The sequence below is a fragment of the Aeromonas sp. s11 genome, from assembly GCF_040907945.1.
In the GTDB taxonomy this organism is placed as follows: Bacteria; Pseudomonadota; Gammaproteobacteria; order Enterobacterales; family Aeromonadaceae; genus Aeromonas; species Aeromonas veronii.
In genome coordinates this window covers 166,472-182,330 of record NZ_JBFOCU010000024.1, presented here as the reverse complement: position 1 = coordinate 182,330, position 15,859 = coordinate 166,472, and the positions used below count along the sequence as shown (strand labels likewise).

11 protein-coding genes are annotated in these 15,859 nt (G+C 59.4%); 6 read left to right on the top strand and 5 right to left on the bottom strand.

Annotated features, from left to right (window positions below):
* Nucleotides 1-63 precede the first annotated feature (63 nt).
* From AB5Y84_RS07230 to grpE, 4 genes are all read right to left on the bottom strand, one after another.
* The gene (locus AB5Y84_RS07230; RefSeq protein WP_368176675.1) at nt 64-1,554 is read right to left on the bottom strand and encodes a carbohydrate porin; all 1,491 of its coding nucleotides are present in this window, start codon (nt 1,552-1,554) and stop codon (nt 64-66) included.
* Nucleotides 1,555-1,818: 264 nt separating this feature from the next.
* A complete protein-coding gene (gene dnaJ, locus AB5Y84_RS07225) occupies nt 1,819-2,961 on the bottom strand; it encodes a molecular chaperone DnaJ (protein ID WP_005338032.1) in 1,143 nt (380 codons plus the stop codon).
* 101 nt (nt 2,962-3,062) lie between these two features.
* Entirely contained in the window at nt 3,063-4,991 is a 1,929-nt protein-coding gene (gene dnaK / locus AB5Y84_RS07220; RefSeq protein WP_368176674.1) for a molecular chaperone DnaK, read from the bottom strand.
* A 298-nt stretch (nt 4,992-5,289) separates the two neighbouring features.
* The gene (gene grpE / locus AB5Y84_RS07215; RefSeq protein ID WP_005338036.1) at nt 5,290-5,865 is read right to left on the bottom strand and encodes a nucleotide exchange factor GrpE; all 576 of its coding nucleotides are present in this window, start codon (nt 5,863-5,865) and stop codon (nt 5,290-5,292) included.
* A 291-nt stretch (nt 5,866-6,156) separates the two neighbouring features.
* Here grpE and nadK point away from each other — a divergent pair, with 291 nt between their 5' ends.
* The 6 genes from nadK to AB5Y84_RS07185 all read left to right on the top strand — a co-directional run bounded on the left by nadK (nt 6,157) and on the right by AB5Y84_RS07185 (nt 14,856).
* Nucleotides 6,157-7,041 (top strand): NAD(+) kinase, encoded by an 885-nt coding sequence (gene nadK, locus AB5Y84_RS07210; RefSeq protein WP_005338038.1) that lies wholly within the window; start codon nt 6,157-6,159, stop codon nt 7,039-7,041.
* 230 nt (nt 7,042-7,271) lie between these two features.
* Entirely contained in the window at nt 7,272-8,936 is a 1,665-nt protein-coding gene (gene recN, locus AB5Y84_RS07205; RefSeq protein ID WP_368176673.1) for a DNA repair protein RecN, read from the top strand.
* Between the two features lie 279 nt (nt 8,937-9,215).
* Nucleotides 9,216-10,106: a manganese-dependent inorganic pyrophosphatase gene (locus AB5Y84_RS07200; protein ID WP_368176672.1), complete on the top strand. Its 891-nt coding sequence runs from the start codon at nt 9,216-9,218 to the stop codon at nt 10,104-10,106.
* A 249-nt stretch (nt 10,107-10,355) separates the two neighbouring features.
* Entirely contained in the window at nt 10,356-11,519 is a 1,164-nt protein-coding gene (gene macA / locus AB5Y84_RS07195; protein WP_213389203.1) for a macrolide transporter subunit MacA, read from the top strand.
* Entirely contained in the window at nt 11,516-13,489 is a 1,974-nt protein-coding gene (locus tag AB5Y84_RS07190) for a MacB family efflux pump subunit (protein ID WP_368176671.1), read from the top strand. Before macA ends, AB5Y84_RS07190 begins: the two co-directional genes overlap by 4 nt.
* 2 nt (nt 13,490-13,491) lie before the next feature.
* Nucleotides 13,492-14,856, top strand: a complete 1,365-nt coding sequence (locus AB5Y84_RS07185; protein WP_259583724.1) for an efflux transporter outer membrane subunit — start codon at nt 13,492-13,494, stop codon at nt 14,854-14,856.
* A 536-nt stretch (nt 14,857-15,392) separates the two neighbouring features.
* Here the strand turns inward: AB5Y84_RS07185 and AB5Y84_RS07180 are convergent.
* Nucleotides 15,393-15,803 carry an H-NS family nucleoid-associated regulatory protein gene (locus AB5Y84_RS07180; RefSeq protein ID WP_005344269.1) on the bottom strand — a complete coding sequence of 137 codons (411 nt, stop codon included), beginning with the start codon at nt 15,801-15,803 and terminating at the stop codon, nt 15,393-15,395.
* Nucleotides 15,804-15,859: the final 56 nt, after the last annotated feature.

Genomic DNA, 15,859 nt, shown 5'->3' with positions numbered 1-15,859 from the left:
AACCGTTTTAGCCAACCAACAGATCTCGGTACCGGCTGCCATTTTTGTGATCGGGATAACGAACTAGAACCAGGTTTCCATCTGCACGCCAAAGTTCCACTCGCCACCGGCGGTGAAGTTGCTCTGGCCCATGGCATCGTCACTGGCGTAGTTGTCGAGCTCGGTGGACCAGTCCATCCAGCTGGCGAACACCCGCAGTTCGGGCCGCTCTAAGAAACCGGCGGTCTGCGCCTTGAAGGTGGGGGCGAAGGTGAGCTTGGTGAAATTGCCGTTCACCGCCTGGCGTCCCTTGTAGCCCTTGGGATCGAGATCCATGTACTGCCAGGCCGCCTCGTAGACCAGCTCGACGTTCTGGCTCAGCACCTGCGCCACCCGGGTATTGACGGTGAGCCAGCGGTATTCGTCCCCTTTCACGTAGCGATCCTGACTCTGCTCGGCCAGTAGAGCCGGGGCAAAACGCCAGCGCGAGTTGAGATCGGTAGCGCCAAACACGGCGACCCTCACCGCATCGGCATCCGGCAACAGCTCGCTGTCAGAGCCCAGCCCCTTGACCTCGGCCCCCAGCCCATGACCATACAACACCGCCGCCTTGGCAAAACCGGGGTTGATGCCAAAGAAGCTCTCGCCGTGGTAGGCCAGCAGGGTATGAGCACCCTTGTCCGCCGCCTCGCTGCCCGCCCCCTTGTCATTGATGCGGGCGTCATTGTCCTTGGCCGAGAGACCGTTCACCATCCACTGCCAGTTACCGACGCGGTTGTTCATGGTGAGGATGTAGCTCTCGATATCGGAGAGACCGCTGGCGCTGATGTCGCCGTAATCGCGGCCATAGAGGGAGAAGTTGGCCTTCCAGCTGTCGGCCAGCTGCACGTCGTAGACGCCACCGCCGGTACCGGCCAGGAACACCACGTCGGAGTCAAGCCAGTGGATGTCGAAGTTGTCGCGGTCAAAGCGCTTGCCCGCCCACAGCACCGCATTCTTGAAGGGACCGTCGAAGCTCGCCAGATTGCCGATCTCGGCAAACACCTGACGGGTATTGAGGCTCGAATCGCTGGCGGTCCAGTCGTTGCTGGTCTCCACCCCGTCCGCCAGCATCAGCTTGTAGCGGGCCCAGCTGCCATCCTCAAAGGTCTGGGTTTTCAGCAGATTGGCCTCCATGTAGGTGTCATCCTCGTTGCCAAGGCGACCGACGGCCCCGCCCACCGAACCGGCTGGCGTGATGTAGGGGCCGCCGCGCCCGCCGTTGCCATTGCTGTTTACCAACAGGCCCGAGCGGGCGTAGCCGTGAAACTCGAAGCCCTGGGCACCAGCAGTCTTCTCATCCACCTTCTGGCTGCGGTTGTCGGCCACCTGCGCCTGCTCGCTGGCGGCGCTCGCCTTCACTTCCGCCTGACTGGCACGACTCTCTGCCGCCTCGGCTCTCGCTTCAGCCGCCTGTACCCGCGCCTCCAGCGCCGCCAGACGGGCCTCGATACCGCCATCCGCCGCCCACAGCGGGCTGCTCATCCCCAATCCCAGCGCTACCGCCAGCGCCAACTTGCTCTTGAACATCATCATCTTCCTCACCTGTCATCTGTGGCCCGGACGGGCGCTGTTGTTATCGACAGCCAGAGCATAGCTAAACCAATTTAGCTAACTCAACATGACAACTAAACCGTTTCAGCAACAGTGTGAGCAGGATAACATTTGTACAGCAGGAATTGGCGGAAGTTGTGAGGAGGATCCCTCATCAGGATCCACTCAATAGGGCGGATCCTGGCGAAATGGCGGGCAAAAAAAGAGCCGGCACAAGGCCGGCTCTGTTTATTCGGGTCGCTGAAATCAGCTGGTCAGATCGTCGAAGAAGCGTTTCACCCCTTCGAAGAAGCCTTCCGATTTCGGCTTGTGGGTCTTGGCAGCAGCACCGCTGAAGGATTCGTCCAGCTGGCGCAACAGCTCTTTCTGCTGCTCGGTGAGGTTGACCGGCGTCTCGATCACCACCTTGCACATCAGATCCCCTACCTGACCGGAGCGCACGGACTTCACGCCCTTGCCGCGCATGCGGAACATCTTGCCGGTCTGGGTCTCCGGGGTGACCTTGAGCTTGACGCGGCCATCCAGGGTCGGCACTTCAATCTCGCCACCGAGGGCAGCAGCGGTAAAGCTGATGGGCACTTCGCAGTAGAGGTTGTTGCCGTCACGCACGAAGATCTCGTGCTCTTTGACGTGCACCTGTACGTAGAGATCACCTGCCGGTGCTCCTGCTTCCCCCGCTTCCCCTTCGCCGGAGAGACGGATGCGATCGCCGGTATCGACGCCCGCCGGAATTTTCACCGACAGGGTCTTGGTGCGCTGGTAGCGACCTTCACCGTGACACTTGCGGCACGGATCCTTGATGATCTTGCCGCGGCCGTGACAGTGCGGACACGCCTGCTGCACCGCAAAGAAGCCCTGACGCATCTGCACCTGGCCGGAGCCGTGGCAGGTCGGGCAGGTCTGGGCACTGCTGCCGGTGTGGGCACCGGAGCCGTTACAGACTTCGCAGTGAACCAGAGTCGGCACCTTGATCTCCTTGGAGACCCCGCGTACCGCCTCTTCCAGCGTCAGCTCCATGGTGTAACGCAGGTCGGAGCCACGGGCCGGGCCACGACGGGCACCACCACGGCCACCGCCGAAGATGTCACCGAATACGTCACCAAACATGTCAGCGAAGTCGGCACCGCCGCCAAAGCCACCGTGGCCACCGCCACCCTGGCTCGGGTCGACACCGGCATGGCCGTACTGGTCGTAACGGGCACGCAGATTGGCATCGGTCAGGACCTCGTAGGCTTCCTTGACCTCTTTGAACTTCTCTTCGGATGCGGCATCACCCTGATTACGATCCGGGTGATACTTCATGGCCAGGCGCTTGTACGCCTTCTTGATCTCGCGATCGTCGGCATCTTTCGCCACACCCAGTACTTCGTAGAAATCGCGCTTCGACATACTCATCCTGTGGTTACGCAGACGGGCGTTGGTTACCCAACGCCCGTGAATTCATTGACCAAGCCGATGGGCGAAGCGGACTTCGCCCATCTGGGTAGGGCTTACTTCTTGTCGTCTTTCACTTCTTCGAACTCGGCGTCTACTACGTCGTCGTCAGCCTTGGCAGAAGAGGAGGTCTGACCGGCATCAGCACCGGCTGCACCCTGGGCCTGAGCCTGCTGCTGGGCAATTTCCATCAGCTTCTGGGACGCTTCCAGCAGAGCCTGCTGTTTGGCTTCGATAGCAGTCTTGTCGTCACCCTTGATGGCCGCTTCCAGCTCGCTCAGAGCGGCTTCGATCTTGGTCTTGTCGTCGGCAGGCAGGGCTTCACCGGCTTCGGTGATCTGCTTGCGTACGGAGTGGACCAGACCATCAGCCTGGTTGCGAGCCTGTACCAGCTCTTCAAACTTCTTGTCCTCGGCCGCGTTGGCTTCGGCTTCGCGTACCATGCGCTCGATCTCGTCATCAGACAGACCAGAGGAGGCCTGGATGGTGATCTTCTGCTCTTTGTTGGTCTCTTTGTCTTTCGCAGAGACGTGCAGGATACCGTTGGCATCGATGTCGAAGGTCACTTCGATCTGCGGCAGACCGCGCGGTGCCGGACGGATGCCTTCCAGGTTGAACTGGCCCAGAGACTTGTTGTCGCTGGCGCGCTTGCGCTCACCCTGCAGCACGTGAATGGTCACGGCAGACTGGTTGTCTTCGGCAGTGGAGAACACCTGGGACTTCTTGGTCGGGATAGTGGTGTTCTTCTCGATCAGCGCAGTCATCACACTGCCCATGGTTTCGATACCCAGGGAGAGCGGGGTAACGTCCAGCAGCAGTACGTCGGTCTTGTCACCGGACAGTACGGCACCCTGGATGGCAGCACCCATGGCTACGGCTTCGTCCGGGTTGACGTCTTTACGCGGCTCTTTGCCAAAGAACTCGGCAACGGTCTTCTGAACCAGCGGCATACGGGTCTGACCACCAACCAGGATCACGTCGTCGATCTCGCCAACTGCCAGACCGGAGTCTTTCAGGGCGACACGAACCGGCTCCAGAGAGTCCTTCACCATGTCTTCCACCAGGGATTCCAGCTTGGCGCGGGTCACCTTGATGTTCATGTGCTTCGGACCGGTGGCATCTGCAGTGATGTACGGCAGGTTGACGTCGGTCTGCTGGGCAGAAGAGAGCTCGATCTTGGCTTTTTCGGCGGCATCTTTCAGACGCTGCAGAGCCAGCTGGTCGTTGCGCAGGTCGATGCCCTGCTCACGCTTGAACTCGTCTACCAGATAGTTGATGACGCGGTTGTCGAAGTCTTCACCACCCAGGTGGGTGTTACCGTTGGTCGCCAGTACTTCGAAGGTGGTTTCGCCTTCCACTTCGTCGATCTCGATGATGGAGATATCGAAAGTACCGCCACCCAGGTCATATACGGCAACCTTGCGCTCGCCCTTGACCTTGTTCACGCCGTAAGCGAATGCAGCAGCAGTCGGTTCGTTGATGATGCGTTTTACATCCAGACCGGCGATGCGACCGGCATCCTTGGTAGCCTGACGCTGGGCGTCGTTGAAGTAGGCCGGAACAGTGATAACGGCTTCGGTTACCGGCTCGCCCAGGTAGTCTTCAGCGGTCTTCTTCATCTTCTTCAGCACTTCGGCAGAGATCTGCGGCGGTGCCATTTTCTTGCCCTTCACTTCAACCCAGGCGTCACCATTGTCAGCTTTGGCGATGGCGTACGGCATGATTTTCAGGTCACGCTGCACTTCTTCATCTTCAAAACGACGACCGATCAGACGCTTGATGGCGAACAGGGTGTTTTTCGGGTTGGTGATGGCCTGACGCTTGGCCGGCTGACCAACCAGGATCTCGCCATCATCGGCATAGGCAATGATGGACGGAGTAGTACGATCGCCTTCTGCGTTCTCGATCACGCGAGCAGTGTCGCCATCCAGAATAGCGACGCAGGAGTTGGTAGTACCCAGGTCAATACCGATGATTTTACCCATTTGACGAATCTCCAAATACTTTGAATAAACTGGCGAGGAACTCGCCTTAATGCGTTAACGGCTAGGTGGGGGCTGCCAATCTGGCTTTCAAGCTCCCGGCATCAAATTTTTTGTGCCGCCGCGGCCTTGCTACCTATATGGGGTCGCCAGACGCAGCTTCAAGCCCCAACCCTAAAAAACCACACCCTTTATCATGGTTGCGCGGTCACGTTGAGCCGTGAAACCGGGCAAGATGAACAGGTGCTGCACTGCGAAACAAAAAGCCCGCCACAGGGCGGGCTCGGACACCCACAGCCAATCAGTCGACCGCTTTGGCGATCATCACCATGGCAGGACGGATCACCCGACCGTTGAGGTCATAGCCCTTCTGCATCACTGCAATGACGGTGTTCGGGGCCACATCAGCACTCGGTACCATGCTCATCGCCTGATGGGCGTTGGGGTCAAACGGCTGGTTGATCGGGTCGAGCGCAACCAGACCGAACTTGGCCACACCGCTCTGCATGGATTTGAGGGTCAGCTCGACACCTTCGATCATCGGCTTGAGGGCTTCGTTCTCCTTGTCGGCCAGTTCGATGGCACGCTCAAGGTTGTCCAGCACCGGCAGCAGTTCATTGGCGAACTTCTCCAGAGCGAATTTGTGCGCCTTCTCCACATCCAGCTCGGTACGACGGCGCAGGTTCTCCATCTCGGCGGCGGTACGCAGGGCGCGTTCACGCTCTTCCGCCGCTTTTTGGATGGCGGTTTCCAGCTGCGCTTCCAGTTCGGCAATGCGGGCCTGCTCGGCTGTCACTTCACTGTCTACATCGGTCGGCTCGACTGGCTGGGCTTCCACTTGCTCCATCGCTTCAACCTTTTGCTCTTCGTGGTTCATGACATCTCCAATTCCGGGGTTACTTATGAGGGCCCTGACGTCTGGTTGAGCGACCGGACGACAACAGACCGACTATGTTGGCGCTATTATGGGGATGCATCCCCGGCTTTCAAGGGGTAAAGGGCAATCTGGGTTGCTGAATAGCCGCAACCGGCGGTTTATCCGGGTTGCCGCTCACCGTTTAACCATTAGCCTCAAGGGGATAGCCAGCCCCGTCACACGGGAGAGCGTCACAAGCGGAGCAAAGCACTGTATACTGGCCCGCAATACCCATCCCAGATCTGACTGACTATGGATTCTCCGTTCAAAACCATCGCCCTGATTGGCAAACCCCACCATGAGGGGGCCAACCAGACGCTGACCGGCCTGCATCAATACCTGACCGCCCGCGGCTTTCGGGTACTGGTGGAGAGCCGGGTCGCCCAGACCCTGAGCATCCTCGATGAAAACGTGATGGATCTGGTGCAACTGGGCCAGCAGGCCGATCTCGCCATCGTGGTCGGCGGTGACGGCAACATGCTGGGGGCGGCGCGGGTGCTGTCGCGCTTCGATGTGGCGGTGATCGGGGTGAACCGGGGCAACCTCGGCTTTCTGACCGATCTCTCGCCACAAGATTACCTGCTGCCGCTGGAGCAGGTGCTCTCCGGCCACTACAAGAGCGAACACCGCTTCCTGCTGGAGGCCTCGGTCTATCGCCACGGCGAGCGCAAGTCGAGCAATCTGGCGGTCAACGAGGCGGTGCTGCACCCGGGCAAGATCGCCCACATGATCGAGTTCGAGGTCTATATCGATGGCAGCTTTATGTATAGCCAGCGCTCGGACGGCATCATAGTGGCCACCCCGACCGGCTCGACCGCCTACTCCCTGTCAGCAGGTGGCGCCATCCTCACCCCCAAGCTCAACGCCATCACGCTGGTGCCCATGTTCCCGCATACCCTGAGCAGTCGCCCCATCGTGCTCGATGCCGACAGCGAAGTACGGCTGCTGGTCTCGCCGGATAATCAGGACGATGCCATGCAGGTCAGCTGTGACGGTCAGGTGACCCTGGCGGTCCACCCGGGGGACGAGATCCTGATCAAGAAGAGCCACCATCAGCTTCATCTGGTTCACCCGCTCGACTACAGCTACTTCCACGTGCTGCGCAACAAGCTCGGCTGGGGCAGCAAGCTGTTTTAATCGGCGCTGACCGACAACGGCATTGCCAGAGAGGGCGCCTGAATTGGCGCCTTTCTCATGTCTGTCGTAGCAACGTCCCCTGCACTCTCATATCAGTACCGCATTTTCATAGCCATACCGCACTGGCGCACCTTTCCTGTACTAAAAATGACGGCGCCCTCTTTACTGTATATAAGACCAGTATATACTGGATGCATACACAGTAATGTTGACCTATACAGGATGAGACCATGCTGACCCAGCTGACCGTCAACAACTTCGCCATCGTCAAGTTTCTCGAACTCGATCTGCAACCGGGCATGACCTGCATCACAGGTGAGACCGGCGCCGGTAAATCCATCGCCATCGATGCTCTCGGTCTCTGCCTCGGAGAGCGGGCCGAAGCCGGCATGGTGCGACCCGATAGCGACAAAAGCGAGGTCAGCGCCCGTTTCCTGCTGGACAACAATCCGGCCGCCCGCGCCTGGCTCGCTACCAACGAGCTGGAAAACGAAGGTGAATGTATCGTGCGGCGAGTCATCTCCGCCGAGGGGCGCTCACGCAGCTATATCAACGGCGTGCCTGTCCCCCTCACCCAGCTCAAGAATCTGGGTCAGCTGCTGGTCAACGTACACGGTCAGCATGCCCACCAGATGCTGCTCAAACCCGACTACCAGCTCGCCCTGCTCGACGGTTATGCCGGTCACCATCTGCTGCTCGACGAGGTACGCCAGCACTATCAGCAGTGGCGCCAACTGCAAAACGAGCTGAACCGGCTCAAGGCCGAGCAGCAACAGCGGGAGGCCCGTCGCCAACTGATCGAGTATCAGGTGCAGGAGCTGGACGAATTTGCCCTGCAGCCGGGGGAGTTTGAAGAGATAGAGGAGGAGCACCAGCGTCTGGCCAACGGCACAGAGCTGATGCAGGAGTGCGGGGCTTGCCTCGATCTGCTCTATGACAACGAAGAGACCACTATCGCTGGCCTGCTGCAATCAGCCGTCGATCGAGCCGAGGTGCTGGTCAGCATGGACAGCCGCCTCAATCCGGTACTGGAGATGCTGAACGAAGCGCTGATCGGGGTGCAGGAGAGCCACAGCGAACTGCGCAGCTATCTCGATCGGCTGGAGCTGGACCCCGAGCGTTTCAACGAGCTGGAAGCCCGCCTCTCCAAGGCGATCAATCTGGCCCGCAAGCACCACGTCAAACCGGCGGATCTGGCCCTGCACCATCAGGAGCTGGCCTCTGATCTTGCTCGCCTCAACTCCGATGAGGAGCGGTTAGAGGGGATGGAAGATGAGCTGGCCGAGGCCCGTCAGGCTTTTGTCCAAGCCGCCGAGGCCCTGAGCCAGAGCCGTCAGCGTTACGCCCAGGAGTTGGGCGCCAAGGTAACCAGCAGCATGCACGAACTGGCGATGCCCGATGGCCGCTTTGCCATCGAGGTGCGCCCCGATGCCCAGAGCAGCCTCTCTCCGCTGGGTATAGATCGGGTGGAATTTATGGTCACCACCAACCCAGGTCAGCCCATCCAGCCGCTTGGCAAGGTAGCTTCGGGCGGTGAACTGTCACGTATCAGCCTCGCCATCGTGGTGATCAGCGCTCGCAAGGTCTCCACCCCGACCCTGATTTTCGACGAAGTGGATGTGGGGATCAGCGGCCCGACTGCCGCCGTGGTGGGGCGCCTGCTGCGCCAGCTCGGCGAGTCCACTCAGGTGATGGTGGTCACTCATTTGCCTCAGGTGGCAGGCAACGGCCACCAGCATATGGTGGTGAGCAAGCATACCGATGGCAAAACCACCGAAACCCGGATGGATGCACTCGACCAGAATGCCCGCCTCAATGAGCTGGCACGCCTGCTCGGTGGCGACCAGATCACCGACAACACATTGGCCAATGCCCGCGAGCTGCTGCGCCGTTGAATCAGGCCAAAACGCCGATTTGCAGCGATGACGACTGACAGGGCTGACCGAACATGCTGACTTCGCAGGCACAGGCGAGCGCCATAGCCTCCACAGTCAGCAATAGCCAATAGCCAGCTGTGAGCACCGAACTCGCGTCAGGATTACCGACCCAGATCAATAAAATGGCGAGTTAGGCGAAGCTGGCAGCAACATGGGCGTGGATCCGGTTGCCTTCATGTGGCGGATTTCGCATAGTGTTGCCCCCCTTTATGGGTATCCAATTGTGAGGCTTTGTCTATGATCCACGTTTTTGGTCACAAGAATCCTGATAGCGACAGTATCTGCAGTGCGCTGGTTATCACCGACTGGCTCAATGGCCAGGGCCGTCAGGCCACCCCATGGCGTCTGGGTGACCTGCGCACTGAAACCCGTTTTATTCTGGAGCAGGCTGGCGTCAGCGAACCCGAGTTGCTGACCAAAGATCTGACCGGTGAAGATGTCTGGCTGGTGGATTTCAGTGATCTGGAACAGGGCCCTGCCACACTGGCACAAGCCAATGTACTGGGCCTAGTGGATCACCACCGTCTCGGCACTCTGGTCACCCAGTCTCCGCTGGATGCCTGGATCCGGGCTGTCGGCTGCACCTGCACCATCGCCTTCGATCTGCTGAGCCAGCAAGGCACTGTAACCCGCAGCCAGGCTCGCCTGATGCTGGGTGCCATCATGAGCGACACCCTCTGTCTCACCTCGCCCACCACCACCGAGCAGGACAAGATCGCCTGCGAGCGTCTTGCACCGCTGGCCGAAGTATCGCTGGCCGAGTTCGGCCAACAGCTGCTGATGGCGAAAACCGACCTGAGCGGCCTGACTCCGGCTCAACTGTTGCAGCAGGATGAGAAGGCATTCCAAGCCGAAGGTCTGAACTTCATCATTAGCCAGATTGAAGTGGGCAGCGAACAACAGCTTGCCGACCAGATCGAAACCCTGCAGCAGGAGATGGCCCAGCGCGTGGCGAGCGAAGGGCTCGACTTCTTCGTGCTGATGGTGACTGACCTGACGGCCGCAGCCAGCCGCATCTACTTTACTGCACACCCGAAAGTACCGGCAGAGTCCAGCTACCACCCAGGCTTTGTCAGCCGCAAGAAGCAGGGTCTGCCCTGGGTGATGGATCTGCTGGCCAAGGCCTGATCCTCCCTCGCCATCACCTATTCCAAAGCCCTGCCTCTGCGCAGGGCTTTTTCATAGCCACCGCCAGCGGCACCCCTATCCTCTTGCTGACCATCTTGCTCATCACTGCGGTCTCTCGCTTACTCCTTTCACGGATTATTGACAGTTAACGCCATAACTTTGCTTACATATTTGCGGTTGTTATTTATCAGGGCTTTGCTGCAGGATAATCGCCGCGCACAACCTTTTCCGTTTCCATTCAGGTGATCGATGAACATAACCCCCAAGCAGAGAACCCTGGCCATCACCATGCTGATCGCCGTGGCGCTCCTCGGCTGGCTACTCTGGCCCAGTCAACCACCCAAGGCGATGCTGACCGCTCAGGTGACCCGCGAGGATATTGCCCAGACCGTACTGGCCAGTGGCGTGCTGCAGGCCGTGGAGCAGGTGGATGTGGGGGCACAAGTCTCCGGTCAGGTTACCAAGCTAGCCGTCGAGGCCGGTGATCAGGTCAAACAGGGAGACCTGCTGGCCGAGATCGATCCCCTGATTGCCCAGAACAACCTCAAGACGGCCGAGGCGGAGCTTGCCAGCAACCGCGCCCAGCTCAAGATCAAGCAGGCGCAACTCAAACAGAACGAGCTCGCCTGGCGGCGCCAGCAGCAGATGTTCAAGCAGGAGGCGAGCTCACGGGCCGATCTGGAGAGTGCCGAGGCACTGCTGGCGGTCACCCGCGCCGAACTGCAGAACAGTCAGGCCAATATCGACAACGCCCTGATCAAGGTTGATCGGGCCAAGACCGAGCTGGGCTACACCAAGATCCTGGCACCGATGGATGGCACCGTCATCAGCATTGTGACCCGTCAGGGCCAGACCCTGGCGGCCAGCCAGACGGTTCCGACCGTGCTCAAGCTGGCCAACCTCGAGACCATGACGGTCAAGGCGCAGATCTCCGAAGCCGATGTCACCAAGGTCAAAGCCGGCATGCCGGTCTACTTCACCCTGATCGGCGATCCGGATACCCGCTATCAGGGTACGCTTCGCGCCGTGGAGTTAGCGCCTACCAACATCAACGATCAGGCCACCACAGGTACCACCACCAGCAATGCGGCTGTCTACTACTACGCCCTGTTCGATGTACCCAATCCCGACCATACCCTGCGGGTCGCAATGACCACCCAGGTGACCATTGTGCTCGGCGAGCGCAAGCAGGTGCTCACTGTGCCGCAAACCGCCCTCGGCAAGTCGCTGGGTGACAACGAGTATGAAGTCACCGTGATCAAGGACGATGAGACGACCGAAACCCGCCATATCAAGACCGGTATGAAGGATGAGATCCGCATTGAGGTGATCAGCGGGCTGAGTGAGAAGGAGGAGGTGCAGCTCAATCACGGTGCCCCCGCCGACAATGATGAGATGGCGGTGATGCTATGAGTGAGCCCCTGAACCAGCTGCCGTTGATCCAGCTGAAAGGGGTCGAGCGACGCTACCAGAGCGGCGACAGCGAAGTCACCGTGCTCCACCCTCTTGACCTCACCATCTCGGCAGGAGAGATGATCGCCATTGTCGGCGCGTCCGGCTCCGGCAAGTCGACCCTGATGAACCTGTTGGGTTGTCTCGATAGCCCAAGTAGCGGCCAGTATCTGTTTCGCGGTCAGGACACTGCCACTATGGATGCGTTGGCGCTGGCCCAGCTGCGCTGCCACCACTTCGGCTTTATCTTTCAGCGCTACCACCTGCTGCCCCATCTCGATGCCGCCGCCAACGTGGAGATCCCAGCTGTCTATGCTGGCACCAGCCGCCCGGATCGCCAGGCGCGCGCGCGTCAGCTGCTGGGCAGACTGGGGCTGGCCGATCGCAGCCACCACACCCCGGGTCAGCTCTCCGGCGGTCAGCAGCAGCGGGTCAGTATCGCCCGGGCGCTGGCCAATGGCGGCGAAGTGATCCTCGCCGATGAACCGACCGGCGCACTGGATAGCCAGAGCGGCAAGGAGGTGATGGCGATCCTCAAGGAGCTGCACGCTCAGGGCCACACCATCATTCTGGTCACCCACGATATGAACGTGGCCAGCCATGCCGACCGGATCATCACTCTCAAGGATGGTCGGATTGAACAAGATAGCGGCCCCTGCCAAACGGCCATGTTGGCCCCAGCCACCGCTGTAGCCGCTCAAAAAATAGCTCCCACTAAAGGCGCCATGGGTCACGACTGGGATCGCTATCGGGAAGCGGGACGGATGGCGATGCATGCCATGCTCGCCCACCGGATGCGCACCTTCCTCACCATGCTCGGCATCATCATCGGCATCGCCGCCGTGGTGAGCGTGGTCGCTCTTGGTCAGGGCGCGCGCGCCAAGGTGATCGACCAGATCAATGCGATGGGCACCAACACCATCGAAATCTTCCCGGGCAAGGGATGGGGCGATGAGAAGATGGCCAGCATCCAGACCCTCAACAAGGGGGATCTCGATGCCCTGCTGGGGCAGCCCTATCTTGCGGGCGCCAGCCCCGAGATCGGCAGCTCAGGGCAGTTGCGCTACCGCAACAAGACCAACAGCGGCAATGTGACCGGGGTCGGTAACGACTATTTCAAGGTGAAGGGGATGACGCTGGTCAGTGGTCGCTTACTGGAGTGGCAGGATATCCAGCAGCGTGCCGCCGTTGCCGTGGTGGACAAGAAGAGCATCACCAGCCTGCTTGGCAAGGAGGAGCCGGTCGGCAAGGTGGTATTGGTCGGTACCTTGCCGGTGCGGATTGTCGGTGTGGTTTCGCAGGAGACCGGCTTCGGCCCCACCAGCCAGTCGGTCAATATCTGGCTGCCCTACAGCGCGGTGATGAGTCGCCTCATCTCGCAGCACCACTTCAGCCAAATCACCATCCGGGTCAAAGACGGGGTACAACCGGCACTGGCCGAGCAGGCGGTGATCGAGTTGATCACCAAGCGTCACGGGGTGAAGGATTTCTTCACCTTCAGCAGCGACAGCATCATCAAATCGGTAGAGAAAACCACGGCCACCATGACCCTGATGGTCTCGGCCATCGCGGTGATCTCGCTGATCGTCGGCGGGGTGGGCGTGATGAACATCATGCTGGTGTCGGTGGTGGAGCGCACCCGCGAGATCGGCATTCGTATGGCCGTGGGCGCCCGCCAGTCGGATATCCTGCAGCAATTTCTGATTGAAGCTGTAATGGTCAGCCTACTGGGGGGGATCTTCGGCGTCGGCCTCTCGCTAGGCATTGGTGCACTCTTTTCACTGCTGGTGGATTCCATCAAGATGCAGTTCTCGCTCTTCTCCATCCTGATGGCCTTTGGCTGCTCGTCACTCATCGGGATCCTGTTTGGTTACCTGCCGGCACGCAATGCGGCGCGGCTCGACCCTGTTGTCGCACTGGCGAGGGAATAACAATGCACAAACTCTCCTGGCTGGCTCTCTGCATGGCCCTCAGCGGCTGCAGTCAGCACAGCACCTATCAAAGACCCGAGCTGGCGATCGCCCCCACATGGCAACAGGCAGAGGGCGCCCAACTGGCTGCGCAGGCAGGCCCCTGGTGGCGGGAATTTCATGATCCCCAGCTCGACAAACTGGTCGACGCGGTACTGGCCGCCAACCCGGACATGCGTGTGGCGGCCCTCAAGCTCAAAAGCGCCCGACTGGGCGCCGAGCAGGCCGATACCAACCTCACGCCTTCGGTCAATGGCACTATCGCCGCCAGCGGCAACAAGGATCTGAAAACCGGCAAAGGCACCAACAGTCTGGGTCCCTCGCTGAGCCTCAGTTACGAAGTAGATTTGTGGGGCAAGCTCGCCTCGGTGCGGGATCAGGCAAGCTGGGAGGCGGCGGCAAGCGAGCAAGATCTCGCCAGCACCCGACTCCTGCTGATCGGCAATACCCTGGAGCAGTATTGGCAGCTCGGCTATCTCGGCTCTGCCATCGCACTCGGAGAACAGCAGCTGGCCAACCTGACCCGTACCGAGCAGCTGACCCAGACCAAATACCAGGCAGGCGCCATTACCCGACTCGATCTGGCGCAGGCACGCCAACAGTTGGCCGGAAAACAGGCTGAGCTGGCCTCCCTCAAGGCGCAGCAGGAGCAAGCTCGCAATGCCCTGCGTCTGTTGCTGGGCCGCAGCAGCGGGTCGCTGGAGTATGCACCCGCTTCCCTTGCAAAGCAGACCATTCCTGAACTTGCAGTGGGTATTCCAGCCGATGTGCTGGCTCGCCGCCCCGATGTCAAAGCGGCCGAATTGCGGCTGCGCAAGACGCTGGCAAAGGGGGACGAGATCCGCACCAGCTTCTACCCCAGCCTGACCCTGACTGGCAGCGCCAGCACCGCATCCGATAGATTGGCGCAGGTGCTGCAAAATCCGGTAGGTACGCTGGGAGCCAGCCTCGCCCTCCCCTTCCTTGAATACAACCGCACCCAGCTCGCCATCGAAAGCTCAGAGCTGGATTACCAGATTGCTGAAACCGAGTTTCGCAAACAGCTCTACACCGCACTGGTGGAGGTGGAAGACAATCTGGCCGCACGCCACTATGGCCAGCAGCGACTCGATTATCTGCAGGAACAACTGAGTTATGCCCAGGAGGCCGAACGACTGGCCAAGGCTCGCTTCCAGGCGGGTGCGACCGGCGTGCAAGCCTGGCTTGATGAGCAGAACCGACTGTGGGATGCCCAGCAGAGCCTGCTGGCCCAGCAAAAAGAGCAGCTCACCACCACAGCCAAAATCTATCGCGCCCTGGGTGGCAGCGATAGTGTGACGCCCCGATAGCGCTTCACCTGGCTATTCCCCACTCTGCCTGTAGAGTGGGGAATATCATCGCCATAGACCATACAGAATTTCCTCTCCCACACTGCAGCCGAACTTCATTACCCATTATCAGGGGCAGTCATGGCAGCGCAGCCAATTACATGCATCGGCGACCCTGAATATCCCGGCCATACTTTGCGACTCTCTCTATCCCTCACGCACCCTGATCGGAGATAACGGTTACCGGATATTCCATCAGCAGAGAGCTCGGCTCTTGCCAAGCGGCGCCCCGTGAATCATGAGAGACATATCCGAAGCGCATATCTGCACGACGCATACAAAAAGCGATATCACGCAGTTAATCCTGCACGACAAAATTAATCGCAAACAATGAGTGATATTGAGCAAAGTAACAGTGAAGTGAAACGATGGTAAAAAGGATACAAGCGAGGATGTAGATAACAATGGGGTGAAGGGGCAGATTGGATAACCACGAGTAAAACGGCAAAAATAATGCCGCTCAAAGGCGGCATTATTCAATCTCTGAACCTGACGAATTAGATCAGGAAATCGTTCAGGTCTTTACCCAGTGCTACTTGAGCAGCAATGGCTTTCGGCATACGGCCTTGACCGGTCCAGGTTTTTTCCTGGCCATCTTCTTCGTACTTGTATTTAGCCGGACGCGGAGCACGCTTGCTCTTGGCAGCGCCAGTCGCAGCAGCCGGAGCTGCGGCAGTCGCCAACAGCTCGCGAGGATCAATACCAGCCTGCTGCAGCATTTCGGTGAATTCATTCAGCTTGCGCTGACGCTCTTCCTGTTCAGCACGCTCCTGTTCAACAGAATCGGCGCGCTCTTGGTAAACCAGGTCAAACTTCTCTTTAGCTTCCAGCAGTTGCTCAAAAGGCAGCTCACGAATAGCCGCACGCAGACTGCGAATGTTCAGCAGAACTTTCAGAAACTCGTTCATTATTTCCTCACAAAAAAGTCGGTTACAGGGATAACTGTTTCAGAATAGCATGGACA

What these genes read in the sequence shown, in the direction of transcription:
- AB5Y84_RS07180 (WP_005344269.1), bottom strand. Translation starts at nt 15,803, where the DNA reads ATGAACGAGTTTCTGAAAGTTCTGCTGAACATTCGCAGTCTGCGTGCG.
- AB5Y84_RS07230 (WP_368176675.1), bottom strand. Translation starts at nt 1,554, where the DNA reads ATGATGATGTTCAAGAGCAAGTTGGCGCTGGCGGTAGCGCTGGGATTG.
- macA (WP_213389203.1), top strand. Translation starts at nt 10,356, where the DNA reads ATGAACATAACCCCCAAGCAGAGAACCCTGGCCATCACCATGCTGATC.
- grpE (WP_005338036.1), bottom strand. Translation starts at nt 5,865, where the DNA reads ATGAACCACGAAGAGCAAAAGGTTGAAGCGATGGAGCAAGTGGAAGCC.
- dnaJ (WP_005338032.1), bottom strand. Translation starts at nt 2,961, where the DNA reads ATGTCGAAGCGCGATTTCTACGAAGTACTGGGTGTGGCGAAAGATGCC.
- nadK (WP_005338038.1), top strand. Translation starts at nt 6,157, where the DNA reads ATGGATTCTCCGTTCAAAACCATCGCCCTGATTGGCAAACCCCACCAT.
- recN (WP_368176673.1), top strand. Translation starts at nt 7,272, where the DNA reads ATGCTGACCCAGCTGACCGTCAACAACTTCGCCATCGTCAAGTTTCTC.
- dnaK (WP_368176674.1), bottom strand. Translation starts at nt 4,991, where the DNA reads ATGGGTAAAATCATCGGTATTGACCTGGGTACTACCAACTCCTGCGTC.
- AB5Y84_RS07185 (WP_259583724.1), top strand. Translation starts at nt 13,492, where the DNA reads ATGCACAAACTCTCCTGGCTGGCTCTCTGCATGGCCCTCAGCGGCTGC.
- AB5Y84_RS07190 (WP_368176671.1), top strand. Translation starts at nt 11,516, where the DNA reads ATGAGTGAGCCCCTGAACCAGCTGCCGTTGATCCAGCTGAAAGGGGTC.
- AB5Y84_RS07200 (WP_368176672.1), top strand. Translation starts at nt 9,216, where the DNA reads ATGATCCACGTTTTTGGTCACAAGAATCCTGATAGCGACAGTATCTGC.